Source organism: Paractinoplanes rishiriensis, assembly GCF_016862375.1.
Classification (GTDB): domain Bacteria; phylum Actinomycetota; class Actinomycetes; order Mycobacteriales; family Micromonosporaceae; genus Actinoplanes; species Actinoplanes rishiriensis.
The window spans coordinates 83,990-108,193 of sequence record NZ_BOMV01000080.1; the positions used below are offsets into that span (position 1 = coordinate 83,990).

Sequence of the window (24,204 nt, forward strand, 5' to 3'; positions counted from 1 at the left end):
GGGAAACAAAGGGCAGGCCCGAGTGAGGAAGCGCGATCTCTCCCCCGTCTCCCCGCCGCCCGGATCACCGTGGCGCAGCATCGGCGTTCGCTTTGAGAGCGCTCTCCCGCCCGGTCCACCGCGGGCAATCCGAGGGTTGCCTCGGTACCGGTGTGGGCTGCCACTATGAGCCCATGCTGGTTGCTTTCTCTATTACGCCGCTCGGTGTCGGTGAGTCCGTGGGTGACCTCGTGGCCGAGGCTGTGCGGGTGGTTCGGGCCTCGGGGCTGCCGAACCGGACCGATGCCATGTTCACCACGATCGAGGGTGAGTGGGACGAATGCTTCGCCGTCGTCAAGCAGGCAGTCGAGGCGGTCGCCAAGGGCGCGCCCCGGGTCAGCGTGTCGCTCAAGGCGGATGTGCGGCCGGGGGTCTCCGGGGCGCTCACCGCCAAGGTCGAGCACATCGAACGGGCGCTGACCGAATGAGACGCCTGGTCATGTGGGACGTCGACTACACCCTGCTGCGCGGTGGCGGGGTGGCGGCGCGTGCCTGGCAGGCGGCGTTCACCGAGGTCACCGGAGTGGACTGGCGGGCCACCCCGGCGTTCGGCGGGCGCACCGACATGGACATCTGCGCCGAGGTCTTCGAGGTGCACGGGGTCACCGACTGCACGCCGGAACGGTTCTTCGTGCGCTACATCGAACTGGTGCTCGCCGCCCAGCACGAGTTCGGCGAGCAGGGCGCGCTGATGCCGGGCGTCCGGGATGTGCTGACCCGCCTCGGCACCCTGCCCGGTGTGGTGCAGACCCTGGTCACCGGCAACGTGCCCGAGGTGGCCGCCGCCAAGGTCGCCGCGTTCGACCTGGCCGGCGCGTTCGACGCCGAGGTGGGCGGATATGGCACCGACGACAGCCTGCGGGCCACCCTGGTGCGGCGCAGCCTGGAGCGGGCCGAGGCCAAGTACGGCGAGCGGTTCGCCCCGGTGGTGATCGGCGACACCGTGCACGACGTGACCGCGGCGCTGGCCAACGGCGCCATGGCCGTCGGGGTGGCGACCGGGTCAACCCGGATGGCCGACCTGGTGCTGGCCGGGGCGCACGCGGTGCTGCCGGATCTGTCCGACGTGGAGGCTACGGTGCGGATCCTGACCCATCCGACCGCCCCGCCCGCCACCCAAAAGCGGACTAAAGACTCGTAGGGGCGACCGGATTGGGCACGGCGCCGCCGAACCGGCGGTCGCGGCTGGCGTAGAGCTCGCACGCATACCAGAGGTGGCGGCGGTCGAAGTCGGGCCACAGCGTGTCCAGGAAGACCATTTCCGCGTACGCCGACTGCCAGAGCAGGAAGTTGGACGTGCGCTGCTCGCCGGACGGGCGCAGGAACAGGTCGACCTCGGGCACCTCGGGGTGGTAGAGGTATTTCGCGATGGTCCGCTCGGTCACCTTGTCGGGGTTGAGCTTGCCGGCCGCCACGTCGCGGGCGATCGCCGCCGCCGCGTCGGCGATCTCGGCCTGGCCGCCGTAGTTGACGCAGAACTGCAGGGTCAGCGTCTTGTTACCCCGGGACATCTGCTCGGCGGTCTGCAACTCGCTGATCACGCTTTTCCACAGGCGCCCGGCCCGGCCCGACCAGACCACCCGAACCCCCAACTCGACCAGCTGGTCGCGGCGGCGCCGGATCACGTCCCGGTTGAAGCCCATCAGGAAGCGCACCTCCTCGGGCGAGCGCTTCCAGTTCTCGGTCGAGAACGCGTACGCCGAAAGGTAGGGAATGCCCAGCTCGATAGCGCCCTCGATGGTGTCGAACAGGGAGAACTCGCCCTGCTCGTGACCCTTGGTGCGGGACAGGCCGCGATCCTTGGCCCAGCGCCCGTTGCCGTCCATCACGATCGCGATGTGCTTGGGCAGCGCCGCCTTGGGCAGGTCGGGCGGCCGGGCACCGGACAGATGAGGCGTGGGTGGACGCGGGGTGGATGGGCGCTGGATCATGGGTTCTCCCGTCGATCGACCAGCGGCAGCGAGCGCAACGCCCGCTCCATGTGCCATTGCAGGTGGGCGGCCACCAGCCCGCTGCACTCCCGGCGCACCGGCGACTCGGATGCGTCGGCCACCTGCCAGTCGCCCGCGGTCAGCGCCGCCATCAGCCCCAGCGTCGCGGGGCTGGGGTGGGCCGCACCGGGCGGGCGGCAGTCCGGGCAGACCGCGCCGCCGGCCGGCACCGAGAAGGCGGCGTGCCGGCCCGGTGTGCCGCAGACCGCGCACTCGGCGACCGCGGGGGCCCAGCCGGCGGTGGCCATGGCGCGCAGCAGGTAGGCGTCCAGCACCAGGCTACCGGCGTGTTCGCCGGCCGCTAGCGCCTTGAGCGCACCGAGGGTGAGCTGGAACAGCCGCAGCGACGGCTCGCGCTCGACCGGGGTGAGCCGCTCGGCCGTCTCGGCGATCGCGCTGGCCGCGGTGTAGCGCGGGTAGTCGCCGAGGAACTGCTTGCCGTAGAGCGCCACCGCCTCGACCTGGCTGACCGAGTGCAGTGCGCTGCCCACCCCCTCGGGTGAGCCGGCCAGTTGCAGGTCGATGTGGCCGAACGGCTCCAGCCGGGCGCCGAAACGCGAGGTGGTGCGGCGGACGCCCCGGGCCACCGCGCGCAGCCGGCCGTGCCGGCGGGTCAGCAGCGTGATGATCCGGTCGCTCTCGCCGAGCTTTTGCACGCGCAGCACGACCGCGTCGTCACGGTAAAGCTGGCGGCGATATCCGGCGGCGGGCACCCCGTCATTCTGCATCGTGGGTACGACAGACCCTGACCCGGATCTCAGGGTCATCTCCGGGGCCGGTCAGTGACAGGACCGATGGTGCTCTCCGGCGACACCCGCATAGCGTCGTGCCATGACCATGACACAGATCCGGCGCGCCGGGGTCCTCGCCCTCGTCGTCGCGACGACCACGACCCTGACCGCCTGCGCCGGGGTGGTCGGAGCAAAGATGACCTACAACGACACCGAGAAGGCGAAGATCACCGACATCGTGGTGGCCGGCGGCTCCGGCGACGTGACGGTGGAGACCGCCGAGGTCACCGAGACGACCATCACCCGGGTGATCCGGCGCAGTTCCGATCCCGGTGAGTCGTATCGGCTGGAGGGCAGCACGCTCACCATCGACACGTCCTGCGGCGTACGCTGCTCGGTCTCGTACCAGATAAAGACCCCACCCGGGGTGACCGTACGCGGCAAGCTGGGATCCGGCGATGTCCGGCTGGCCGGCATCGCGGCGGCCGACCTCGAGGTCGGCTCGGGCGACCTGACCGTGCTGAACGCGGCCGGCCCGGTCAAGGTGCAGACCAACTCCGGTGACATCAGGGTGCTGGACGCGAAGGGCACCGTGCAGACCGAGGCGGGCTCCGGCGACACCGACGTGATCAACGCGGCCAAGGCGGTCACCGCCAAGGTCCACTCCGGCAACCTGACCGTGCTGCTGGCCGAGCCCGGTTCGGTGACCGCGGAGTCCGGCAGCGGCGACATCAAGGTGACCGTGCCCGCGGGCAGCTACAAACTGATCACCGACACCGGTTCGGGCGACGTCGACCGGCACGGCATGGACAGCGACGCGGACGCCACCAACGTCATCGACGTCAAGACCGGCAGCGGGGATGTGGCCGTAGCCTCGTTGCCATGAGCTTCTATCTCCCGCGTGGCGACGACCGGTACGAACCGACCGGAGCCACCGAGAGCCCCTGGGACACCGCGATGCAGCACGGCGGCCCGCCGGCCGCCCTGCTCGGCCACCACCTGCGGCTGGACGGCCTGCGCCTGGCCCGGATCTCGGTGGACTTCCTCGGGCCGATCCCGCGCCGGGAGTGCCGGATCGAGGTCTCGCCGATCAAGCCGGGCCGGCTCACCGCCCTCAACGAGGCCCGGATGGTGATCGACGGCCGGGTCGCGGTCACCGCCCGCGCCTGGCACCTGGCGCCCGGCCCGCCGCCGCCGGTGGCCACCGAGGCGCCCCGGGCGGCGCCGCTGCCGGAAACCGAGGACCACGCGTTCGACGGCTTCGGCTACGGGCACGCGTTCGAGTGGCGCTGCACCTACGGCGGGCTGGACCGGCCCGGCGAGACGCACGTGTGGAGCCGGGCCCGGTTCCCGCTGATCGACGGCGTCGAGATGACCGGCCAGGACCGCGCACTCGTGGTCGCCGACTCGGCGAACGGCCTGTCGCTGGAGATGCCGCTGGACAAGTGGCTGTCCATCCCGCCGACCATGACCACCACGCTGCTGCGGCCGGCCGAGGGCGAGTGGGTGCACCTGGCCTGCCGCACGATCCTCACCCAGGACGGCCTCGGGCTGGCCGAGGGCGACCTGTTCGACTCAGCGGGAAAGATCGGGCTGGTGGCGCAGCCGCTGGTCGTCCGGGAGCGCTGACGGCTGCGGGATGACCAGGACGGGCGCCGGCGACACCGGAACCCGGCTGCGCGCCACGCCCGGGATCAGCCGCGGGCGACGACCGGCCGACACGTCCTCCACCCAGCCGACGGCCAGCACCACGAGACCCAGCAGCAGCGTGACGGCCGCAAGCCGCCAGGTGATGCCGACCCAGCCGTAGATCGGCAGACCGGTCCACGTCGCCAGCCGGCTCAACGCCACGATGAACGGCACGTGCCACAGATAGATCGTCAGGGCCCGGGCGTTGAGCACGGTGAGCAGCCGGGACGACCGCACCTGCGGCGAGCAGCCGAGCAGCACCAGCACGAAGGCGGCCGACCAGAGCGCGTTGGCCAGCGGGATGTCGTTGAGGTCTAGGCCACGCGGGCCCGGATGGGTCAGCGCCCACGCGGCACCGGACACCGCGAGCGCACCGATCAGCCACCAGCGGCGCTTGGCCAGCAGACCGTCGTGGTGGGCGAAACCGAGCAGCCAGGCTCCGCCGTACAGCGCCATGTCCCGGACGACCAGCGGCGGGTGCAGGCCGGCAAAGGTGATCACGGCGAGGCCCACGTACGGCGTCAGGATTGTCGGCAGCGGAAACCGGCGGAAGATCGGCAGCACCAGCGGGGACAGCAGCACGAACCAGAGGAAGTCCCGCAGGTACCACATCGCGGCGAGGGCCTCGAGCCAGTAACCGGTGGCCGGCGGGTCCTGCAGCGGGAACGCCCAGAGCAGCACCTGCCAGTCCCAGACCAGCCCGATCGCGAGCATCGAGGGCACCGCGACCGCGACCAGCACCCAGAGCGCGGGCAGCAGCCGCTGGAGCCGTCGTTCGACGGCCCACGGCCCGTGTCGGTCCAGGGAGGCCGCCATCATCGACCCGGCGAGCGCGAACATCACCGACATCGCGGGGAACACGACAGTGAGCGCGGCCCATCCGGTGGAGTGGTAGACCACGACCCGGACGGTCGCGACGGCGCGCAGCAGATCCAGGTACCGGTTACGCATAACTGTGGTAGTTAACCGAACGTCGGAGCGAAGCCGCAAACCAGCGTGAATTATCCCATAACCCGCAAAATCAAAAACCCAGCTTGCGTAACTGACGCGGGTCACGCTGCCATTCTTTAGCTACCCGCACATGAAGATCCAAATACACCTTCGTGTCGAGTAACTTTTCGATCTCCAGCCGGGCCCGGCTGCCGACCTCCTTGAGGCGCGCCCCGCGCGTCCCGATCACGATCGACTTCTGACTGTCCCGCTCCACGTACAGATCCGCATAGATCTTGGTGAGGCCGCCCTCGACCATCATCTCCTCGACGAGCACCGCGATCGAGTGCGGCAACTCGTCGCGCACGCCCTCGAGCGCCGCCTCCCGGATCAACTCGGCGATCAGCACCTGCTCCGGTTCATCGGTGAGCACGTCGTCCGGATACAACTGCGGCGACTCCGGCAGATACTTGATCATCATGTCCACGAGGGACTGCATCTGATGTCCGGAAACGGCGCTCACCGGAACAATTTCCGCGAAATCGTGCAACGCGCTGACCGCGAGCAGGTGCTCCGCCAGCTTCTGCGGGCTGACCAGGTCGACCTTGGTCACCACGGCGAACACGGTGGCCTTGAGCTCGGCCATCTCCTGCGAGATGAACCGGTCCCCGCGCCCCACCGGCTCGTCCGCCGGAAAGCACACCCCGATCACGTCGACCTCGCTCCACACCTCCCGCACGAGATCGTTGAGCCGCTCCCCGAGCAGCGTCCGCGGCCGGTGCAGGCCCGGCGTGTCCACGAGCACAAGCTGCGCATTCTCCCGATGCAGAATGCCCCGAATCACATGCCGAGTCGTCTGCGGTTTGTTGGAAGTGATCGCAATCTTCTGCCCGATGATCGCGTTGGTCAGGGTGCTTTTACCCGCATTTGGGCGTCCGACAAAACATGCGAATCCGGCCCGATAAACATCGTCGCCGCCGGCTTCCGGTCGAACAGCTTCCCGATGCCGATGCGCACGCTCAGGCCCACCCTTGGCACTGGCCTGACCAGGCCCGCCCTTGGCACTGCCGCGAGCGGGCCCACCCTTCGCACTCCCCCGACCGGGCCTGCCCTTGGCGCTGCCGCCCCGAGCGGCCTCGCTGGCCTCGGACCGGTCGCCGCTAACGCCGGCTGCGCTTTCCTGACGCCGAGGCGCGCTGCCGCCCTTGCGGTCGTTTGATGGCTCGGCCCGGCGGGCCGCGCGGCGCTCCTGGCGGCGCAGCTCGTTGCGCTCCCCGGGCGTCAGCCGCCGTCCCTCACCCGCCGCCGCCCCTCGGGGCGACAAATCGGATTTGTCGCCCGAGGTGGTGGTGCGCGAAATGGTGCCTGAGGTAGTTGGTGGGGTCGCCGAGCGAGCGGACCGCGCAGCCCGATCCGACCGCGGAGATTTCGGGTCGGTCATGCGGTGACCGAGCCGAGCAACGACCCGTCCGGCGCCGCCACGTGGATCGGCGCCTCGGTGCCCAGGTCGCGCACCGCCGCGTGACCCGCCCCGTCCAGTTCCGACGCCTCGGTGACGACCGCGGCCGCCTCCAACCGGCTGGCTCCGGACGCCGCCGCCGACGCCACGGCCAGCTGCAATGCGGTCACGGCCAGGCTGGGCAACGACACCGTGGCCGCCGCATATGTCCGGCCGTCCTGGTCGCGTACCGCTGCACCCTCGACCGCGCCCACCCGCGCGCGTGCGCTTCTCGCCAGGGTGACCAGCTTGGCGTCCTCGGCGCTCAGCGCGCCGCCCTCGGTCGCCGGCACGGCGGCACCGGCAAAGGTCTGGTCAGGCATCAGCGGTCTGTCTTTCCTCGGTTTCGGTCTCGGATTCGGGCTGCTCGGCCCGCGCCGGCGACTCCACCCGGCGCACCAGCACCGAGTCGATCCGGTTGCGCCGGCCCGTGGTGCCCTCGGCTTTCAGGTGCAGCCCGCACACGTCGACCGTCGCGCCCGGGATCGGCACCCGGCCCAGCGACTGCGCGAGCAGGCCGCCCACGGTCTCCACCTCGTCGGCGGGCAACTCGACGCCGAAGATCTCGCCCAGGTCCTCGATCGGCAGGCGGGCGGTCACCCGCACCGCGCCGTCCTCGAGGTGCTCCACCGGGGGACGCTCGACGTCGTACTCGTCGGTGATCTCGCCGACGATCTCTTCCAGGATGTCCTCGATGGTGACCAGGCCGGCCGTGCCGCCATACTCGTCCACCACGATCACCAGGTGGGTGCGTGCCGCCTGCATCTCGCTGAGCAGGTCGTCCACCGGTTTCGACTCGGGCACGAACGTCGCGGACCGCATCAGGTCGGCCACCGCCTCGGACGTCGCCGCCGGATCACCGGACTGGGTCCGCCGGATCACGTCCTTGAGATAGAGCACGCCCAGCACGTCGTCCACGCTCTCCCCGATCACCGGGATCCGCGAGAATCCGGACCGCAGGAAGAGGTACAAGGCCTGCTGCAGGGTCTTCGGCGCCTCGATCCACACCATTTCGGTACGCGGGACCATCACCTCGCGGGCGATCGTGTCACCGAGCGCGAACACCGAGTGGATCATCTCGCGTTCGCCGTGCTCCACGACGCCGCGCTCCTCGGCCAGGTCGACCAGTTCACGGAGTTCCACCTGGCTGCCGAACGGCCCCTCCGGGAAACCCTTACCGGGCGTCACCGCGTTACCGATCAGGATCAGCAGCGACGCCAGCGGGTTGAGTACCTTACCCAGCCAGCGCACCAGCGGCGCCGAGGCCCGGCCCACCGCGTACGCGTGCTGGCGCCCCACCGTCCGCGGCGCGACCCCGACCACCACGAAGCTGACCACGGTCATGGCACCGGCCGTGACCAGCGCCGCCCGCCAGCCGGGCCCCCAGCTGTCGACCGCGACCAGGGCGATCATGGTGGTCGCCGTCAGCTCCGCCAGCAGGCGCAACAGCAGCAACAGGTTGAGGTGCCGCACCATGTCCTTGGCCACCGCGGCGAGCGCGGCCGCGCCCCGCTGCCCCTCCCGGGCCATCTCGGCGGCCCGGGCCGGCGACACCGTGGCCAGCGCCGCATCCGCCATCGAGGCCAGGCCGGCGAGGAACACCAGCAGCACCGCGATCGTGATCAGTTGTACGTCCGGCAGGCCCGCGGAAGCCGGGGCGGCGGCGATGAGATGAGCGGGGTCCATGATGATCAGCCGACCTGCCGTCCGGCCCGCCAGCTTTGCAGCAGCCGGTTCTGCAACGCGAACATCTCGCGCTCCTCCTCCGGCTCGGCGTGGTCGTAGCCGAGCAGATGCAGCGCACCGTGCACGGTGAGCAGGTGCAACTCGTCGGCGGCCGAGTGCCCGGCGGCCGCGGCCTGTTTCGCCGCCACCTCCGGGGCCAGCACGATGTCGCCGAGCAGGGCCGGCTCACCGGTGCCCGCCTCGCCCGGCCCGTGGTCGACGCTCCCCTCGTCCATCGGGAACGCGAGCACGTCGGTGGGGCCGTCACCACCCATCCAGCGGTGGTTCAGCTCGGCCATGTAGTCGACGTCGACCAGCAGGATCGAAAGCTCGGCGAGCGGGTTGACCCCCATCTCGTCGAGCGCGTACCGGGCCACCGCGAGGATCGCGTCGGTGTCGACCTCGACTCCCGACTCGTTGGCGATCTCGATGGACATAGCGGTGCTCTTTACCCCTTGGGTTAGCGCCTACGCCCGGTGCGGCCGCCACCACTGGCGGCACGTCCTGGCACGGCGTGGACGGATTGTGTGGCGCGACGTTCCGCCTCGGCGTCGAACCGGGCGTACGCGTCGACGATCTCCGCGACCAGCCGGTGCCGCACCACATCGGCGCTGGACAACTCGGCGAAGTGCACATCCTCGACATTCTGCAGGATCTCGCGCACGACCTTGAGACCGCTGCTGGTGCCGCCGGGGAGGTCGACCTGCGTGACGTCGCCGGTGACCACGATCTTGGAACCGAAACCCAGCCGCGTCAGGAACATCTTCATCTGCTCGGGCGTGGTGTTCTGTGCCTCGTCGAGAATGATGAACGCGTCGTTCAAAGTCCTACCGCGCATGTAGGCCAGCGGGGCGACCTCGATCGTGCCCGCGGCCATCAGGCGCGGGATGGACTCCGGGTCGAGCATGTCGTGCAGGGCGTCGTAGAGCGGCCGCAGGTACGGGTCGATCTTTTCGGTCAGGGTGCCGGGCAGGAAGCCCAGCCGCTCGCCCGCCTCGACCGCCGGCCGGGTCAGGATAATCCGGCTGATCTGCTTGGCGATCAGCGCCTGCACGGCCTTGGCCATCGCGAGGTAGGTCTTGCCGGTGCCGGCCGGGCCGATGCCGAACACGATCGTGTTTTCGTCGATGGCGTCGACGTAGTGTTTCTGGCCCAGCGTCTTGGGGCGGATGGTGCGCCCGCGCCGGGACAGGATGTTGAGGGTCAGCACCTCGGCCGGCCGCTCGGAGGTGTTGGCCTCGAGCATGTCGACGGTACGGCGCACAGCGTCGACGCTGAGCGTCTCGCCCTTCTCGATCAGCTCGATGAGCTCGGAGAAGAGGCGCTCGGCGATCGCGTTCTCGGCCGGGTCACCGGTGATGGTGATCTCGTTGCCGCGGACGTGGACGTCGCTGGCCAGGGTTCGTTCGATGAGGCGCAGGATTTCGTCCTTGGCACCCAACAGGTTGACCATGATCTTTGGATCGGAGACCGAGATCTTGGTCTGCACCCGCGCCGCGCCGCTGGAGCCCGCGCTGGAAGGGTTCGGCGTACCGGTCATAGGGCGGCCCCGGGGGCCTCCGCCACCTGCTCTCGTTCTCGTCGCCAAGGGATCGTGCCATCGTATCCGCTGTTCCGCCCGCGTGCCGATGCCATTATCGCCCGCTCTCCCTGTCCCGTGCTCACCTGTCCCGTGCTCACCTGCCGGCCCCCGCCGATGCCGGGCCTCCGTCGAAGCCTTCCTGCACCCGGCTGAACCGGTAGGTGGCCCAGTGCATCTGGACCACCGCGCCGGCGTCGTCGCGGGTGAGCCGCAGAAGTTCCCCGGCTTCCCGTCCGGAAACGGTGCGCAGCATGTCAGGTTGCCCGTCCAGCGGCTGGAAGACCGACGGCGGCAGTCCGGCGGGCGCGTCCGCGTACGTGGCCCGCAGGGTGTTGTCCCGCCAGGAGAAAGCGAACGGCGAGCCCTCGCTCCACCAGACGCCGAGGACGCTGCGGTACGCAGCGGGCGCGGGCGGCGCGATCGCCCAGGGAGTGATGTCGGCCGGGTCCTGCTCGACGGCGAGTTTCAGCAGTTCGTGTACGAGTTCGTTGGTCTCGGCGGCGGTGCCGGAGGAACCGAGGACGGCGCACCCGAGGCCGCCGGGCGTGCCGTCGCCGCCGCGCCGGCCGTAGACGCCGGCCAGGAAGCCGGGCATAGCGCCGTCGTGCCCGACGTCCACCACCCGTTTGCCCTGCGGCACGAGGATCAGCCCGAGTCCGAAGCCGCTCGACCAGACGGCCTCGTCGCGGGTGGTGAGCGGCCAGCGCGCCTCGTCGAGGGTGGCGGCCGCCAGCACCTTGCCGTCCGGGTCGGCGGTTTCCGGGCTGACCAGGAACGCGGCCCACCTGGCCATGTCGCTCGCGGTGCTCCAGAGCTGCGCGGCCGGGTTGACCCCGCGCAGGTCGAACTGGGGTTCGGGCCGGGCGGCGTCGGAGTATGCGTCGACCAGGTAGCCGACGGCGGCCTGCGGCGGCGCGGCAACCGTGGTGGCGTCGAGCCCGAGCGGGCCGAGGATGCGGTCGGCGAGCACCTGCTCCCAGGTGCCGCCGCGCAGTTTGGCGACGAGCTGGCCGAGGATCGCGAACCCGAGGTTGGAGTAGTGGTAGCGCCGCGCGTTCGGCAGCACCCGCTCGGCCCGGTCGAGCTCGGCGAGCAGCGCGGCCGCGTCCGGGGTGATCAGGGTGTCCCACACGTCGCCGGCGGGTTCGCGCTGCAGGCCGGCGGTGTGCGACAGGATCCGGCGGATGGTGGCGTCGCCGTGCGCCGGCACGTCGAGGTGAGCCGAGATCGGCTGGTCCAGGTCGAGCAGGCCGTCATCGCGGGCCTGGAGCACGAGCACGGCGGTGAAGGTCTTGGTGACCGACCCGATCCGGAACCGGGTGTCCGGCCCGAGCGGGTGGTCCGGGTTGCCGCTGTCCCCGATCGTGCAGGTCCACGGCTCGCGGTCGGCCCGGTGCAGGGCCACGGACAGGGCCGGAATGCGGCCGTCGGCCTGGGCTTTCCGGGCGGCTCGTTCGTAGCGCGCGACCGGCGCGCTCATCGCGGGGCCAGCATCGGGCCGAGGGGTTCGCCGCCAAGGACATGACCATGTACGTGGAACACGACCTGTCCCGCGTATTCGCCGGTGTTGAAGAGCAGCCGGTAGCCGTTCTTGACGAGTCCCTCGGCCTCGGCCACCTCGGCGGCCGCGGCGAGCACATCCGCGGCGGCGGACGGGTCGGCGCGGGCCAGCGACGCCACGTCCGGATGGTGGCCTTTGGGAATCACCAGGACGTGTACGGGCGCCTTGGGGTCGATGTCCCGGAAGGCGAGCGTGGTGTCGGTCTCATGCACGACCGTCGCGGGGATCTCGCCGGCGACGATGCGGCAGAACAGGCAGTCGTTGTCCACCCCTGGGATCTTAAGGTGGCAGCGGTACACGAACCGACTGTGGGAGCGCTCCATGACCGATGTCGAACAACTCGTCAAGCAACTCGACCTGGCCGAGAAGGTCTCGTTGCTGGCCGGACAGGACTTCTGGTCGCTGCCGGCGATCGAGCGGATCGGCCTGCGGTCGCTCGTGATGTCGGACGGCCCGGTGGGCGTACGGGGAACTGGTTGGGCTCCCGACGATCCGTCAGTCGCGTTGCCCAGCCCGACCGCCCTCGCGGCCGCGTGGGACCGGGAGCTGGCCGCGACGGCCGGTCGCCTGCTCGGGCAGGAGGCGCGGCGCAAGGGCGTGGACGTGGTGCTGGGCCCGACCGTCAACCTGCACCGCACTCCACTGGGCGGCCGCCACTTCGAGTGCTACTCGGAGGATCCACTGCTCAGCGGCGAGATCGCGGTGGGTTTCATGCGCGGCGTCCAGGAACACGGTGTCGGCACGACGGTGAAGCACCTGGTGGGCAACGACTTCGAGACGGACCGCATGGAGGTCGACGTCCGGATCGGCGAGCGCGCGCTGCGCGAGATCTACCTGGCCCCGTTCGAGCGGGTGGTGGCGGCCGGCGGCTGGGGTCTGATGAGCGCCTACAACAGCGTGAACGGCACGTCGATGGCGTCGAACGGCCGTATCCAGCAGGAGATCCTCAAGGACGAGTGGGGCTTCGACGGGATCGTGGTGTCGGACTGGCGCGCCGCCCGCTCCACGGTGGGCGCGGCCCTGGGCGGCCTGGACATCGCCATGCCGGCGCTGGACAACCCGTGGGGCGCGGCGCTGGTCGAGGCGGTCCGGTCCGGCGAGGTGCCGGAAGAGCTCATCGATGACAAGGTACGCCGCGTGCTGCGCCTGGCCCTGCGTGTCGGCGCCCTGCCCGGCGGCCCGGCCGTCGATCCGCCCCCGCCGGTGGACGGCGACGCGGTGGCCCACGAGGTGGCGACCCGCTCGTTCGTCCTGGTCCGCAACGAGAACTTCACCCTGCCGCTGGAGCCGGCCGGCCTGACCCGGGTGGCGATCCTCGGCGCCCTGGCTCTGGACGCCCGGGTACTGGGTGGCGGCAGCGCCCAGGTCTCCCCGCCGCACACCATCTCCCCGCTGGAGGGCCTGGGCCGGGCATTGTCCGGCGTGGACGTGGAGTATGCGATCGGCGCCGACCCCCGCCCGTTCCTGCCGGCGGCCCGCGGCCCGCAGTGGTCCGGCTCGACCGTGACAATCGGCTCGCACTCCTTCGGCCTGGACCCCATCGCGATGCGCTGGATCGGCTCACTGCCCGGCGGCCTGGACCCGCAGGACGTCGACGGCCTCGTCGTCGAGTCCACGTTCACGCCGGATGAATCCGGCGACCACATCTTCGCCATCTCCGGCTTCGGCACGTTCCAGCTGACCATCGACAACCAGATCCGGTACGAGGGCTCGCTGCACCCCGCCGACACCGGCCGCGCCGAACTGCTGCTGCACCCGCGCGAGCAGCGGGTCACGGTCCCGTTGACCGCCGGAACTCCCGTGCGCGTGCTCCTGCGCCAGACCATCAAGCGCGGCACGGCCCACTCGATGGCCACCACCCTGGGCCACCGCCCCCCGTCCCCCGATCCGGACGGCATGATCGAGGAGGCCGTACGCCTGGCCGCCGAGTCCGACGTGGCGGTGGTGGTCGTCGGAACCACCGAACAGGTCGAGTCGGAAGGCTTCGACCGCACCTCGCTGTCCCTCCCCGGCCGCCAGGACGAGCTGGTGGCGAAGGTAGCCGCCGCCAACCCCCGCACGGTCGTGGTCGTAAACGCCGGCTCTCCGGTCCTGATGCCGTGGGCCGACGACGTAGCCGCGATTCTGCTCACCTGGTTTCCCGGCCAGGAGGCCGGCGCCGCCCTGGCCGACGTTCTGCTCGGCGTGGCCGAGCCCGGCGGCCGTCTCCCCACCACCTGGCCCAAGAGCGAGGCGGACTGCCCCGTTCTGGAGATCGCCCCCCGCGACGGCTCGCTGGCCTATGACGAGGGCATCTTCGTCGGTTACCGCGGCTGGCTGCGCTCCGGCGTGCAGCCCCGCTTCGCCTTCGGCCACGGCCTCGGCTACACCCATTGGCAGTACGAGGAACTGGCCGTCAACACCACCGAAGCCGTAGTCACCCTGACCAACACCGGCGTCCGCACCGGCCGCGAGGTGGTGCAGCTCTACGTGGCCCCCGCAACCCCCGACGACTCCCGCCCCACCCAGTGGCTCGCCGGCTTCGAAAACGTAGAGGCCCACCCCGACGAGACAGTCACGGTCCGCATCCCCCTGCCACCCCGAACCTTCCAGTCCTGGACCACCACAGGCTGGCAAACCTCACCGGGCGAATATCGCATCATCGCCGCCCACGCCCTGGACGACGCCCGCCTGGAAACCAGAATCACCGTCGAGCCCTGACTTGGCCACCCTTTAGTACGCTAGGTCACATGCCATTTCCGGGGCCCGGATTCTCCCCGGAAATGGCATGATCGAAAATTAGCGGGCGCCACTCGGGTGGCGAAATAATCGACGCATGCGGCAGCTGCAGCTTTCCCCAGTCCCAACTGTCCACAATGCGCGACCTCACCGCAGCCCGCTCCTACTCCCCCGAGGCCACCGAATTCCGCCGCACCCACCAACGCCACCGAGACTGGGGCCAGACTGGGGCCTAGCACAACGCCACGCCCAAAAACTGCACCGCACCCAACGCCAATGCCAACGCCAGGCGAGCGGCGCCCTACCCCAGACACCACTCAATCCCCGAACCCCTCCACAAGCCGAGCCTCTCCCCCACCGCACGCGGCCCCCACAGCCGCCCCGCTCGGCACCACCCCGGCCAACACCCCGCCCGGCACCACCCCGGCCAGCACCACCCCGGCCAGCACCACCCCGGACGGCACCACCCCGGACGGCACCACCCCGGACGGTGTCCACTTTGCCGGCCACGCCGACAGAGCGAGCCGCGCACTCACCACCGGCCCGAGCACTGCGTGCGTTGTCCGCACCGCCCCCGCCGCCGACCCCGCCACCAGCACCAATGCCCCAAGCACCGTCGCCAGCAGCACCAAGGCCCCCATTGCAAACTCCGCGGCCAGCGCCTTCGCGCCCGACAGCGCCACCACCGCAGGCAGCGCCACCACCACAGACAGCACCACCACCACAGACAGCACCACCACCGGCGCCTCGAACGCCGGCGCCGCGAGCACCGCAGCGACTGCGACTGCGACTGCGACTGCGACTGCGACCAACATCCCAGGCGGGACTAAATTCACGGCGGCCGGTTCCGCCACTGCGCCGGGCCGCGCCATCGCAGCACGTGCGGCAGTCACTGTTCTCAGCATCGTCACCGAGACCGCGAGCAGGAGCCCTCCCCCCGGCGCGGCCTGGCTGCCTCCTCGCAGCGGTCGCCGCAACCGCTAACGCAGCCACCACCGGCAGCATCGCGAGCGCCTTCCGTGCCGCCTTCCATCAACCCACGACGCGAAAGCTCTATACAGGGCTCCCCCGGTCCAGGGCGGCGACGAAATACCAATTAACTCCGCGGTACTGCGAAGGGCGCCGCCAAAACAATTCGCCGGTGGGGCGTTAATTCGGCTATTTCTGCCTGCCTGTCGTGCGCTGATGGCTGCGGTGGGGCGGGAATGCGCCCGTCCTCCATGAGCCGTCAGCAGGATTGGCGCGCGCTGCACTCTGCAGGAGCGGCTGAATAGGCAGTTGTTGAAGACCTTGAACGAGCTGGTCGAGCTATTTCATGACGGCCGCCTCCGGTACAAGATGTCGGTACTAGGTCATCAGCGCGATCGCGCGCAGTGTTGGCCGTCCGGGGCGGCTGCGGGCGGGCTAGGAGCGGGACTGCCACGCCTCCCACAGCTCGGCGTAGCGGCCGCCGGACGCCGCCAGTTCGGCGTGGGTGCCCTGTTCGACCACGGCGCCGTGTTCGAGCACCACTATGCGATCTGCGGCTGCCGCCTGGGTCAGCCGATGTGCCACTACCAGCGTGGTGCGGCCCCTCGTGGCCGCCAGTGCGGACTCCTCCAGGGCCCGTGCGCCAGCGCTGCCGGCCTCGGCCGTTGCCTCGTCCAGGATGGCCACGGCCGGGTCCAGCAGCACCAGGCGGGCCAGGGCCAGTTGTTGCGCCTGGGCCGCGGTCAGCGGGTGGGCGCCCTCACCAACCGGAGTGTGCACGTCCTCGGGTAGCGCCGACGCCCATTCCAGCGCACCCACCGTCGCCAGTGCCTCTTTCACCTGCTCGTCCGATGCCGCCGGGCGCGCCAGGCGTACGTCCTCAATCAAGGGGCCGGCGAAGACGTGGGCCTCCTGGCTGATCAACGCTATTACCCCGGGCGCCAGCCGATCGACCGAGATTCCGCCCGCCGTCGCCTTGCCCGCACCGGGACGCAGGATGCCCGCCGCTATCGACGCCACCGTTGTCTTCCCCGCCCCGGTCGAGCCCACCAGCGCCACCCTTTCCCCCGGCGCCACCCGCAGTGTGATGTCGCGCAGGACCGGCACCCGCTCGTCGTACGCGAAACTCACCTCGCACAACATCAGGTCCGCAGTGGACAGCCGCACCAACCCGGCCGGCGGCACCGGCAGCGTTCCCACGCCGACCAGGCGGGCCAGGCTGGCACCGGCCGCCTGGATCTGGTCGAACGTGAACAGGATCGTCGAGACCGGGTTGAACAGGCGGTGGAACAGCAGCGCCGCCGCGGCCGTCTCGCCCACCGTCACCCAGCCCGCCCGGACGAACCAGAAACCCGCCACCAGGATTGTTGCCAGGCCCACGAACTCGGCCCTGTTCATCCGCCCCACGAAGCGCGTGAACAGCGTGAACACCCCGACCGACAGGTCTCGGGCGCGGGCCGACGCCGCCTCGATACCGGTCAGGTGCCGGCTTTCGAGGCGGTACGCGTGCACCGTGCGCACCCCCTGAAGGCTCTCCACCAGGAGTTGCGAGCGCGAGCCCACCGCCGCCCGTTCCCGGGCGTAGATCGGGGCCGAGCGCGGCAGATACCAGCGCAGCGCCACCAGGTAGAGCGGCATGGCCGCGAGCCCGGCCAGCCCCAACCGCCAGTCCAGGCCGAACATCGCCGTCACGCTCAGCGCCGCGAGCAGCACCGCCGAGATCACCGTGGGCAGGATCTCGGCCGCCGCCGTGCCGATCGCCGCCACGTCCGCGCCCACCCGGGACAGCAGGTCACCACGGCCGGTCCGGTCCAGCACCGTGGCCGGCAGCCGCAGCGCCACCCCCACCGTCTGTTCCCGCAGGACCGCCAGAATCCGCTCGCCGAGCCGGCTGACCAGCGTCGTGGTCGCGCCGGACGCGATGCCGCCGATCAGGGCCGCCACCGTGACCAGCACCGCGATCGGCACGAGTGCACCGGGCCGCGCGCCGCCGCGTACCAGATCAACCAGCCGGCCCAGCGCAGTCACCGGAACCACCGACGCCGTTGCCGCCACCAACCCGGCCGCGATGGTCACCGCGAGTTCCATCCGCCGGACCCGCAGCTGGCCGACCACCCAGGCCCCGGTACGCCCCCGCGACGCCACCGGCAACGCATCCGTCGTCATCGCAGCACCGCCGCCCGGTACCCGGGATCGGCCGCACCGAGCGACGCGTGCGTGCCGGTCGCCACCACCTCGCCGTCGCGCAGCACCACCACCCGGTCGGTGACCGCGAGCAGGGCGGGACTGGTGGTGACGATCAGCGTGCCGAACGTGGAGCCGGGCCGGTGCCGCAGGTCGCGGATGCCGCGCGCGATGGCGTGCTCGGTGACCGCGTCGACCGCCGTGGTGGGGTCGTGCAGCACCAGCAGCCGGGGCCGGGCGAGCAGCGCGCGGGCCAGCGCGAGCCGCTGCCGCTGCCCGCCGGAGAGGGCCGCACCGCGTTCGGAAATGGTGTGGTCGAGTCCGTCGGGGTGGGCGGCCACCACGTCGTCGGCGGCCGAGGCGCGCAGCACGTCGTCGAGACCGTCCGATGCGGACAACACCACGTTCTCCCGGATGGTGCCGGAGAACAGTTCCGGGTCGTGCGGCGCCACCAGCACGTCGGGTGACCCGTCGTCGTAGAGCTGGACCAGCCCTACCGGGTCGGTCTCGGCGACCACACCGAGGATCTCGCCGGACGCGGGCAGCACCGGCGGATCACCCGCCGTTTCCACCGCCGGCGAGGCGCGCAGCACGTCGGCGATCCGGTCGGCGGACGCGCGGGCGGTGGCGATCCAGCCGGGCGCCGCGGACAGCGCCCCGAACGGTTCGCCGAGGAACGCGGCCAGCCCGATCACCGTGATCAGTTCGCCGGCGCTGATCCGGCCGGTCAGCGCGAACCACCCGGCCAGGATCGCGATGCCGCAGGCCAGCAGCGTGCTCACGGTGATCGAGGCGGCCTGGAACAACCCCTGTGTCCGGGCCGCCAGCAGGGTGGCCCGCAGCGCCTCCCGGCTGACCTCCCGGTAGCGCGCGTCGGCCGCCTCCTGCGCACCGATCCCGCGCAGCGGCCGCAGCCCGGTGACCAGGTCGGTGGCGGTCGACGAGGCCCGGCCGGCCACTTCCTGCCGGGTGGCGACCCGCCGGGCGATGCGCGGCGCGGCCCGCTGCAGGCCGATCAGCACGACCGGGGTGCCGACCAGCACCACGAGCCCCAGCGGCACCGAGATGAGGCACAGCCCCAGGCCGCTGACCGTGGTGGCGACCAGCGCCCCGATGATCCGCGGGATGTAGTCGAGCAGGTACGACGCATGGTCCGCGTCGGTGGTCGAGATGGTCAGCACGTCGCCGGTGCGGTTTTCGGCCCGCGGGTCGAGCACCTTGGCCGCGACCTCCAGCCGCAGCGCGTGCGATTCGTCGGCGAGCGCCCGCATGAGCAGCCGCGCCCCGGTCCGGTACGCGACGGTGAGCAGCAGGAACAGCAGCCCCAGCAGCCCCACCCAGGTGACCAGCCGGAGGAACGAGCCGGTCGCCACGGCCAGGTCCACGGTCTCCCCGATCACCACCGGTACCAGCGCCTCGCAGGCCTGGTGCAACGCCACCAGGAGGCAGCCGGCCAACAATCGCCATCGGTTCCGGGCGATGGCCCGCCGCAGGATGTTCATCGGCTTCGACCTTTTCGCGGTTGGCGTGTCGAATCAAGTGCCCAGAGTTAGCTCCACGGCATGTGATAACTCTCAGTAATGTCAACCTCTTTGACTCTGCGTAGTTTTTGGCTATAGTCGGATGCGTCCGATTCACCCGAAATAGCCGCTCACAGCGTCGCCCGCTCCCAGGGCAACGTCACGTTGAGTAAGGTCCCCGCGGCTGGTCGTTGCGAAAGGTTCTGATCATGTCCTACAACCTCCCCGAGGGAACCGTTCGCAAGCTGGTCGCCACCGCGTTCACCAACCACACCTCGACGGCCCGCTTCGTCGGCCTCGCGGTCGGCCCGCACACCCCGCTGGCCGATGTGGCCCGCACCGTGGAGCGGCAGGTGTTCGAGGAGACCTTCGGCATGGACGCGGCCGCCATGTCCGCCGAGTACCGCCGGTACGAGGACGACAGCCTGTTCTTCGTGGTCCTGGACCGCCGGACCGGCCTGCCGGCGGGCGCGGCCCGGGTGATCGACGGCGGCGGCAAGACCCTGGACGACGCGCCGGACTGCATCGACGTGCCGCTGTCCACCATCGTCGGGCTGCACGACCTGCACACCGGCCGGATCTGGGACTTCGCCACGCTCGCGGTGCTGCCCGCGTACCGGGGCGTGCGGGCCGGGGTGGCGGTCAGCGCGATGCTGTACCGCACCTTCCTCAACGCGGGACGGCTGGCCGGCGTACGCCACATCGTCGCGATGCTGGACCACCGCGCCCACCGCAACCTCAAGCTGATCGGCGTGGAGTTCACGCCGATGGCCGGCTCGGACCCGGTCGAGTACCTCGGCTCGTCCTCCACCGAGGCGCTGCACGTGCTGTTCGACGACCTCGAGCCGTCGATCGCCCGACAGTGCGAGCGGCTCCGCCAGAACACCGCCAATACCGGCGAGATCGACGGCCGCGGGCTGCGCCGCCTGCTCACCCGCCGGACCGCCGCCCGGGTCGCCTACCAGGTGCACTCCGGCATGGGCCTGGACGAGCACATCCTGCTGCCCGCCCTGGACCGCCGCCGCCTGATCCGCCAGCGCTAATCAGATCACCAGCGGCTCAGGCGGGCGGAGAGCACCGCCAAGGCGGCCACCCCGGCAGTGGAGGTACGCAGCACATCGCGGCCCAGCCGCACGGCCGTCGCCCCCGCCGCCACGAACTCCGCGAGTTCCCGGGTGTCGATGCCGCCCTCCGGGCCTACCACCAGCACGATCTCGCCGGACGCCGGCAGCGCCGCGGCGGCCAGCCGCTCGGTCGCCTCCTCGTGCAGCACGAACCCGGCGGCCGCGCCGGCCAGCCGGGCCGCCACCTGCCTCGTCGAGCAGTCCGGCGCGCCACCCACCACCGGCAGCCACGACCGGCGGGCCTGCTTGGCCGCCTCGCGCGCGGTCGACACCCACTTCTCGCGGGCCCTGGCACCGCGGTCACCGCGCCACTGCGCCACCGACCGGGCGGCCGACCACGGCACGATCTCGTCCACCCCGACCTCGGTCATCGCCTGCACCGCCAACTCGCCCCGGTCGCCCTTGGCGATGCCCTGCACCACCACGAGCCGCGGGTCGGCGGCGGCTTCGTGCTCGCGCCCGGTGATAGTCAGCTCGACCGTGCCCCGGCCCACCGCGGTCACCTCGGCCACCGCCGTGCCGCCGCGGCCGTCGGCGAGGAACAGCGTCTCGCCGGGGCGCATCCGCTGCACGGTGGCGGCGTGATGGCCCTCGGGACCGGCCAGCGTGCAGGACGGGCCGGCGGGCAGGTCGTCGACCAGGAACAACGGTGCGGACACCGGAGGGACGCTACCGGGCCGCCTTCGCGGTGAAGCTGTCGACCACCGTGGTCAGGGCCGGCACCTGGGCGGTCCACTCGTCGCGGGGGGTGCGCCAGTCGAGGGTGTAGGTGAGCGAGCCGGCGCGGAAGATCCGCAGCCGGCCGTGCATCTCGCCGCGCTTCGCGTCGCGGTACGTGTATTCCCAGACGCTGTCCCGCGAGCCGGGCAGGCGCTCTATCCGGATCCGGCGGTAGCCGGGCAGCCTGGTGGCCCGCTCCTCGGCGAGCGGGTCGGGCGGGGTCTCCAAGAGCGTCAGCCGCATCGAGGGCTGCCCGGTGCCGGCGGTGGCGACCAGGCCGTTCCTGCCGTCGCCGTAGCTGATCCACCCGGCCGGCACGGCCACCCGGTAGAGCATCGGGTCGTACCAGACAAAGCCGTCGGGCGCCGCGGCCTGCACCGGGCGCGCCTCGGGCGGCGACTCCGGCCAGGTCAGCGGGACGGCGGCGACCGGCGTCAGTAAAGCCAGCGCCAGCGCCAGCACGGCGACGCGGCGCCGGCGCGGGACGGGGACCGGCTGCACCACGCCGGGCGGCTCGCGCAACATGGCCCGCACCTCGTCCGGCGCCGGCCGGGCCGAGGGGTCGCGGCACAGCAGCGCCTCCAGCACCGGCGTCAGCACCCCGGCCCGCACCGGCGGGTCCGGCGGATCCTCGGACAGCGCCAGCAGCATGTCCACCGTGGTCGGTCGCTGGTAGGGCGGCCGGCCCTCCACCGCGTGGTAGAGCGTGGCACCCAGCGACCACAGATCGGACGCGGCGGTGGCGACCCCGGACATCAGCCGCTCGGGCGCCAGATATTTCGGCGAGCCCAGGATGATGCCGGCGCGGGCCAGGGCGCGGACCCCCTCGGTCGTCACCGCCGGGCCGGAGTCGGTGAGCACCACCCGGCCGTCGTCGGCGATCAGCACGTTGCCCGGCTTGACGTCGAGGTGCAGCAGCCCGGCCCGGACGATCGCCAGCAGGCCCTCCAGCACGGCCAGCCCGATGCCCGCCACCCGGGCCGGCGGCAGCGGCCCGGACTCGTCCACCACCTGCTGCAACGACCGGGACGGCAGGTATTCCATGACGATCCAGGGAGCGTCGTCGTCGGGCACCACGTCCAGCGTGCGGATCACGTTGGGGTGCCGCACCACGGCGAACGCGCGCGCCTCGCGGACCGTCCACACCCGGAACAGATCCTGCTCGTCGGGGGTGAGGCCGGGCGGCAACTCGCACCGCTTGAGCGCGACCGGGTCACCGGTCATCTGGTCGGCCGCCAGCCAGACCCGGCTCAGGCCACCGGCCGCGAGGGGGCGCACGACGCGGTAGCGCCCGGCGACGACCTGACCCTCCGTCACAGGCCGACCGTACGCCATGGACGCACCGTGTGGGGGGTGCCGCTTTTCGGCTCCCGGCGTAGCGTCGGCTTGCGACTTCGCCACGGAGGGCGATGAGGCAGATGCGGATACGAAAATTCGGACAGCTCTGGCGGGCGCTGCCACTTCTGGTCTGCGGCCTGCTCGTGATCATGCCGGCCCCGACGAGCGCGGCACCGCCGGCCGCCGACCTGGCGATCCGGTTCGAGGCGCTGCTCGGCCAGCACTCGGTGCTCGCCGCCGACGGCATGCGCAGCCGGATCCGCGGCGACGACGACTTCGTCCAGGCCGCGGACGCCGCGCTGGGCCGCAACACGGCCGCCATGTCGGCGCTCGTGCGGCAGATGTTCGGTGCCCGGTTGGCGGGCGAGTTCGGTCCGATGTGGGCGGAACACATCGTCTCGCTGTTCGAGTACGCCAGCGCGGTCGCGGCCCGCGACGAGGCGGCGCTCGACCACGCCCGCGAGGAGATCGAGGAGTACGAACTCGAACTCGCCGACTTCCTGGCCGCCCAGTCCCGCGGCCGCCTCACCCGGTCCGCGGCCCGCGCGGCGGTCATCCAGCATGTCGAACACCTGACGATGCAGGCCGACGCGTACGCGAAGCAGGACTACGCCACCGCCGACCGCCTCTACCGGCTCGGCTACCAGCACAGCTACGACCTCGGCCTGGCGCTGGCCGGTGCGCTGCTGCCGGCCCGCGACCGGGACACTCTGCGCGAGCCGGTCTGGCGGCTGCGGTCGCAACTGGGCAAGCTGCTCGCCGAGCACGCGGTGCTGGTGGAAGACCTGACCCGGGCCGCCGCGGCGGGCACGCCGGACTTCGACTCCTCGGCCCAGATGATCAACGGAAACACCCGGGACCTGGTCGCCGCGGTGGACACGCTGTTCGGCGCGGCCGCCGCCGAGGAGTTCGACGAGGTCTGGGGCGCCCGCGTCGAAAACCTGGTGGCCTATGCCTCCGGCAACGACCAGGCCCGGTCCGCGCTGGCCGACTGCAGCGGTGAGCTGGCCACCTTCCTGGCCGGGAACACCGGCGGGCGGGCGGACGCGGCCGCCCTGCGATCGGCGCTCGCGGCCACCGACGGCAAGCTGCTCCAGCACGCCGACGCGTACGCGGCCAAGGACTACCCGGCCGCCTACTCGCTGGCCCAGGAGAGCTACGACCAGATGTTCGACCTGGCCCGCGACCTGGCCGACGCGTTCGGTGCCACGGTGGCGGCCCGGCTGCCGCGGGGCGGGGCGCAGACCGGGTACGGCGGGATGGCCCGCTGATGCCGCCGGCCGTCCGGGTCCCGGCCCTCGGCGTGGTGACCATTGCGCTGGTTGCCACGCTGTCCGGGACGCCGCCGGCGGCCGATCGACCACCACCGGCCCGGCCGAAGGAGCACAAGACCTTCCGCTCCGACAGCGGCTACCGCGCCGTCGCCGAGCCGGTCCGGCTGCGCATCCCGGACCTGGGCATCGACGGCAAGGTGCAACGCATCGGCCGCAACCCGGACGGCACCATCGCGGTCCCCGAGCGCACCGACGTGGCCGGCTGGTACCGGCACGGCCCGCGCCCCGGCCAGCCCGGCCCCGCGGTCGTGCTCGGCCACGTCGACTCGCGCGACGGCCCCGGCATCTTCCTCGACCTGTCCCGGGCGCAACCCGGCAGCACGGTCCGGATCGACCGGGCCGACGGCAGCGCGGTCAGCTTCCGGATCACCGGGATCTCCCGGGTTGCCAAGGTCAGCTTCCCCACCGACCTGGTCTACGGCCCCACCCTCGACCCCAGCCTGCGGCTGGTCACCTGCGGCGGCAGCTTCGACCGGGTCCGCCGCAGCTACCGGGACAATGTCATCGCGTACGCCGACCAGGTGTGAGACCTGGCGGGCGGCCGTCGCGAC

Annotated in this window: 22 protein-coding genes and 1 pseudogene; 8 read left to right on the plus strand and 15 right to left on the minus strand. The window is 71.5% G+C overall.

Features of this window, described 5'->3' with window-relative positions:
- Positions 1 to 173 precede the first annotated feature (173 nt).
- Positions 174 to 467 carry an MTH1187 family thiamine-binding protein gene (locus tag Ari01nite_RS38020; RefSeq protein ID WP_203787641.1) on the plus strand — a complete coding sequence of 98 codons (294 nt, stop codon included), beginning with the start codon at positions 174 to 176 and terminating at the stop codon, positions 465 to 467.
- Positions 464 to 1,180, plus strand: coding sequence for an HAD family hydrolase (locus Ari01nite_RS38025; RefSeq protein ID WP_239163363.1), 717 nt, complete (start codon positions 464 to 466; stop codon positions 1,178 to 1,180). Before Ari01nite_RS38020 ends, Ari01nite_RS38025 begins: the two co-directional genes overlap by 4 nt.
- Here Ari01nite_RS38025 and Ari01nite_RS38030 read toward each other — a convergent pair.
- Complete coding sequence (locus Ari01nite_RS38030) at positions 1,167 to 1,970, minus strand: isoprenyl transferase (RefSeq protein ID WP_203787645.1); 804 nt, start codon at positions 1,968 to 1,970, stop codon at positions 1,167 to 1,169. The genes Ari01nite_RS38025 and Ari01nite_RS38030 overlap by 14 nt on opposite strands.
- Complete coding sequence (recO, locus tag Ari01nite_RS38035; protein WP_203787648.1) at positions 1,967 to 2,758, minus strand: DNA repair protein RecO; 792 nt, start codon at positions 2,756 to 2,758, stop codon at positions 1,967 to 1,969. Before recO ends, Ari01nite_RS38030 begins: the two co-directional genes overlap by 4 nt.
- A gap of 103 nt (positions 2,759 to 2,861) precedes the next feature.
- Between recO and Ari01nite_RS38040 the strand changes: the two genes are divergently transcribed.
- Entirely contained in the window at positions 2,862 to 3,647 is a 786-nt protein-coding gene (locus Ari01nite_RS38040; RefSeq protein WP_203787650.1) for a DUF4097 family beta strand repeat-containing protein, read from the plus strand.
- Positions 3,644 to 4,390 (plus strand): thioesterase family protein, encoded by a 747-nt coding sequence (locus Ari01nite_RS38045; RefSeq protein ID WP_203787653.1) that lies wholly within the window; start codon positions 3,644 to 3,646, stop codon positions 4,388 to 4,390. The genes Ari01nite_RS38040 and Ari01nite_RS38045 overlap by 4 nt, the downstream gene beginning before the upstream one ends.
- Here the strand turns inward: Ari01nite_RS38045 and Ari01nite_RS38050 are convergent.
- The 8 genes and pseudogenes from Ari01nite_RS38050 to Ari01nite_RS38085 form a co-directional block, all read right to left on the minus strand.
- The gene (locus tag Ari01nite_RS38050) at positions 4,337 to 5,401 is read right to left on the minus strand and encodes an acyltransferase family protein (RefSeq protein WP_203787655.1); all 1,065 of its coding nucleotides are present in this window, start codon (positions 5,399 to 5,401) and stop codon (positions 4,337 to 4,339) included. The two genes, Ari01nite_RS38045 and Ari01nite_RS38050, sit on opposite strands and share 54 nt — an antisense overlap.
- 70 nt (positions 5,402 to 5,471) lie before the next feature.
- Positions 5,472 to 6,344, minus strand: a pseudogene (gene era, locus Ari01nite_RS50385) (GTPase Era); the annotation flags it as partial.
- A 473-nt stretch (positions 6,345 to 6,817) separates the two neighbouring features.
- Entirely contained in the window at positions 6,818 to 7,201 is a 384-nt protein-coding gene (locus tag Ari01nite_RS38060) for a cytidine deaminase-like protein (protein ID WP_203787661.1), read from the minus strand.
- The gene (locus Ari01nite_RS38065) at positions 7,194 to 8,564 is read right to left on the minus strand and encodes a hemolysin family protein (protein ID WP_203787665.1); all 1,371 of its coding nucleotides are present in this window, start codon (positions 8,562 to 8,564) and stop codon (positions 7,194 to 7,196) included. Before Ari01nite_RS38065 ends, Ari01nite_RS38060 begins: the two co-directional genes overlap by 8 nt.
- Positions 8,565 to 8,569: 5 nt before the next feature.
- Positions 8,570 to 9,040 carry an rRNA maturation RNase YbeY gene (gene ybeY, locus Ari01nite_RS38070; RefSeq protein ID WP_203787667.1) on the minus strand — a complete coding sequence of 157 codons (471 nt, stop codon included), beginning with the start codon at positions 9,038 to 9,040 and terminating at the stop codon, positions 8,570 to 8,572.
- Between the two features lie 23 nt (positions 9,041 to 9,063).
- Positions 9,064 to 10,143, minus strand: a complete 1,080-nt coding sequence (locus tag Ari01nite_RS38075) for a PhoH family protein (RefSeq protein WP_203787670.1) — start codon at positions 10,141 to 10,143, stop codon at positions 9,064 to 9,066.
- Between the two features lie 136 nt (positions 10,144 to 10,279).
- On the minus strand, positions 10,280 to 11,665 hold the full coding sequence (locus tag Ari01nite_RS38080) for a serine hydrolase domain-containing protein (protein WP_203787673.1): 1,386 nt from the start codon (positions 11,663 to 11,665) through the stop codon (positions 10,280 to 10,282).
- A complete protein-coding gene (locus Ari01nite_RS38085; protein WP_203787676.1) occupies positions 11,662 to 12,069 on the minus strand; it encodes a histidine triad nucleotide-binding protein in 408 nt (135 codons plus the stop codon). Before Ari01nite_RS38085 ends, Ari01nite_RS38080 begins: the two co-directional genes overlap by 4 nt.
- Here Ari01nite_RS38085 and Ari01nite_RS38090 point away from each other — a divergent pair.
- Complete coding sequence (locus tag Ari01nite_RS38090; protein WP_203787679.1) at positions 12,068 to 14,446, plus strand: beta-glucosidase; 2,379 nt, start codon at positions 12,068 to 12,070, stop codon at positions 14,444 to 14,446. The genes Ari01nite_RS38085 and Ari01nite_RS38090 overlap by 2 nt on opposite strands.
- Positions 14,447 to 14,781: 335 nt before the next feature.
- Here the strand turns inward: Ari01nite_RS38090 and Ari01nite_RS38095 are convergent, their stop codons facing one another.
- The 3 genes from Ari01nite_RS38095 to Ari01nite_RS38105 all read right to left on the minus strand — a co-directional run bounded on the left by Ari01nite_RS38095 (position 14,782) and on the right by Ari01nite_RS38105 (position 19,119).
- A complete protein-coding gene (locus tag Ari01nite_RS38095) occupies positions 14,782 to 15,234 on the minus strand; it encodes a hypothetical protein (protein ID WP_203787682.1) in 453 nt (150 codons plus the stop codon).
- Between the two features lie 634 nt (positions 15,235 to 15,868).
- Entirely contained in the window at positions 15,869 to 17,599 is a 1,731-nt protein-coding gene (locus tag Ari01nite_RS38100) for an ABC transporter ATP-binding protein (RefSeq protein ID WP_203787685.1), read from the minus strand.
- Positions 17,596 to 19,119, minus strand: coding sequence for an ABC transporter transmembrane domain-containing protein (locus Ari01nite_RS38105; RefSeq protein WP_203787687.1), 1,524 nt, complete (start codon positions 19,117 to 19,119; stop codon positions 17,596 to 17,598). Before Ari01nite_RS38105 ends, Ari01nite_RS38100 begins: the two co-directional genes overlap by 4 nt.
- A gap of 227 nt (positions 19,120 to 19,346) precedes the next feature.
- Here Ari01nite_RS38105 and Ari01nite_RS38110 point away from each other — a divergent pair, with 227 nt between their 5' ends.
- Positions 19,347 to 20,180, plus strand: a complete 834-nt coding sequence (locus Ari01nite_RS38110; RefSeq protein WP_203787690.1) for a hypothetical protein — start codon at positions 19,347 to 19,349, stop codon at positions 20,178 to 20,180.
- Positions 20,181 to 20,185: 5 nt separating this feature from the next.
- Here Ari01nite_RS38110 and Ari01nite_RS38115 read toward each other — a convergent pair whose 3' ends face one another.
- Together Ari01nite_RS38115 and Ari01nite_RS38120 are read right to left on the minus strand one after the other, a co-directional pair.
- Positions 20,186 to 20,920 carry a 16S rRNA (uracil(1498)-N(3))-methyltransferase gene (locus Ari01nite_RS38115; RefSeq protein WP_203787692.1) on the minus strand — a complete coding sequence of 245 codons (735 nt, stop codon included), beginning with the start codon at positions 20,918 to 20,920 and terminating at the stop codon, positions 20,186 to 20,188.
- Between the two features lie 10 nt (positions 20,921 to 20,930).
- On the minus strand, positions 20,931 to 22,298 hold the full coding sequence (locus tag Ari01nite_RS38120) for a serine/threonine-protein kinase (RefSeq protein WP_203787695.1): 1,368 nt from the start codon (positions 22,296 to 22,298) through the stop codon (positions 20,931 to 20,933).
- Between the two features lie 101 nt (positions 22,299 to 22,399).
- On the opposite strand from Ari01nite_RS38120, the gene Ari01nite_RS38125 reads away from it, so the two are divergent.
- Positions 22,400 to 23,590, plus strand: a complete 1,191-nt coding sequence (locus Ari01nite_RS38125) for a hypothetical protein (protein ID WP_239163365.1) — start codon at positions 22,400 to 22,402, stop codon at positions 23,588 to 23,590.
- On the plus strand, positions 23,590 to 24,180 hold the full coding sequence (locus Ari01nite_RS38130; RefSeq protein ID WP_203787698.1) for a class F sortase: 591 nt from the start codon (positions 23,590 to 23,592) through the stop codon (positions 24,178 to 24,180). The genes Ari01nite_RS38125 and Ari01nite_RS38130 overlap by 1 nt, the downstream gene beginning before the upstream one ends.
- The last annotated feature ends 24 nt before the right edge of the window (positions 24,181 to 24,204 follow it).

What these genes read in the sequence shown, in the direction of transcription:
- Ari01nite_RS38105 (WP_203787687.1), bottom strand. Translation starts at nt 19,119, where the DNA reads ATGAACATCCTGCGGCGGGCCATCGCCCGGAACCGATGGCGATTGTTG.
- Ari01nite_RS38065 (WP_203787665.1), bottom strand. Translation starts at nt 8,564, where the DNA reads ATGGACCCCGCTCATCTCATCGCCGCCGCCCCGGCTTCCGCGGGCCTG.
- Ari01nite_RS38030 (WP_203787645.1), bottom strand. Translation starts at nt 1,970, where the DNA reads ATGATCCAGCGCCCATCCACCCCGCGTCCACCCACGCCTCATCTGTCC.
- Ari01nite_RS38100 (WP_203787685.1), bottom strand. Translation starts at nt 17,599, where the DNA reads ATGACGACGGATGCGTTGCCGGTGGCGTCGCGGGGGCGTACCGGGGCC.
- Ari01nite_RS38040 (WP_203787650.1), top strand. Translation starts at nt 2,862, where the DNA reads ATGACCATGACACAGATCCGGCGCGCCGGGGTCCTCGCCCTCGTCGTC.
- ybeY (WP_203787667.1), bottom strand. Translation starts at nt 9,040, where the DNA reads ATGTCCATCGAGATCGCCAACGAGTCGGGAGTCGAGGTCGACACCGAC.
- Ari01nite_RS38090 (WP_203787679.1), top strand. Translation starts at nt 12,068, where the DNA reads ATGACCGATGTCGAACAACTCGTCAAGCAACTCGACCTGGCCGAGAAG.
- Ari01nite_RS38080 (WP_203787673.1), bottom strand. Translation starts at nt 11,665, where the DNA reads ATGAGCGCGCCGGTCGCGCGCTACGAACGAGCCGCCCGGAAAGCCCAG.
- Ari01nite_RS38050 (WP_203787655.1), bottom strand. Translation starts at nt 5,401, where the DNA reads ATGCGTAACCGGTACCTGGATCTGCTGCGCGCCGTCGCGACCGTCCGG.
- Ari01nite_RS38075 (WP_203787670.1), bottom strand. Translation starts at nt 10,143, where the DNA reads ATGACCGGTACGCCGAACCCTTCCAGCGCGGGCTCCAGCGGCGCGGCG.
- Ari01nite_RS38060 (WP_203787661.1), bottom strand. Translation starts at nt 7,201, where the DNA reads ATGCCTGACCAGACCTTTGCCGGTGCCGCCGTGCCGGCGACCGAGGGC.
- Ari01nite_RS38045 (WP_203787653.1), top strand. Translation starts at nt 3,644, where the DNA reads ATGAGCTTCTATCTCCCGCGTGGCGACGACCGGTACGAACCGACCGGA.
- Ari01nite_RS38130 (WP_203787698.1), top strand. Translation starts at nt 23,590, where the DNA reads ATGCCGCCGGCCGTCCGGGTCCCGGCCCTCGGCGTGGTGACCATTGCG.
- Ari01nite_RS38125 (WP_239163365.1), top strand. Translation starts at nt 22,400, where the DNA reads ATGCGGATACGAAAATTCGGACAGCTCTGGCGGGCGCTGCCACTTCTG.
- Ari01nite_RS38085 (WP_203787676.1), bottom strand. Translation starts at nt 12,069, where the DNA reads ATGGAGCGCTCCCACAGTCGGTTCGTGTACCGCTGCCACCTTAAGATC.
- Ari01nite_RS38110 (WP_203787690.1), top strand. Translation starts at nt 19,347, where the DNA reads ATGTCCTACAACCTCCCCGAGGGAACCGTTCGCAAGCTGGTCGCCACC.
- Ari01nite_RS38025 (WP_239163363.1), top strand. Translation starts at nt 464, where the DNA reads ATGAGACGCCTGGTCATGTGGGACGTCGACTACACCCTGCTGCGCGGT.
- recO (WP_203787648.1), bottom strand. Translation starts at nt 2,758, where the DNA reads ATGCAGAATGACGGGGTGCCCGCCGCCGGATATCGCCGCCAGCTTTAC.
- Ari01nite_RS38020 (WP_203787641.1), top strand. Translation starts at nt 174, where the DNA reads ATGCTGGTTGCTTTCTCTATTACGCCGCTCGGTGTCGGTGAGTCCGTG.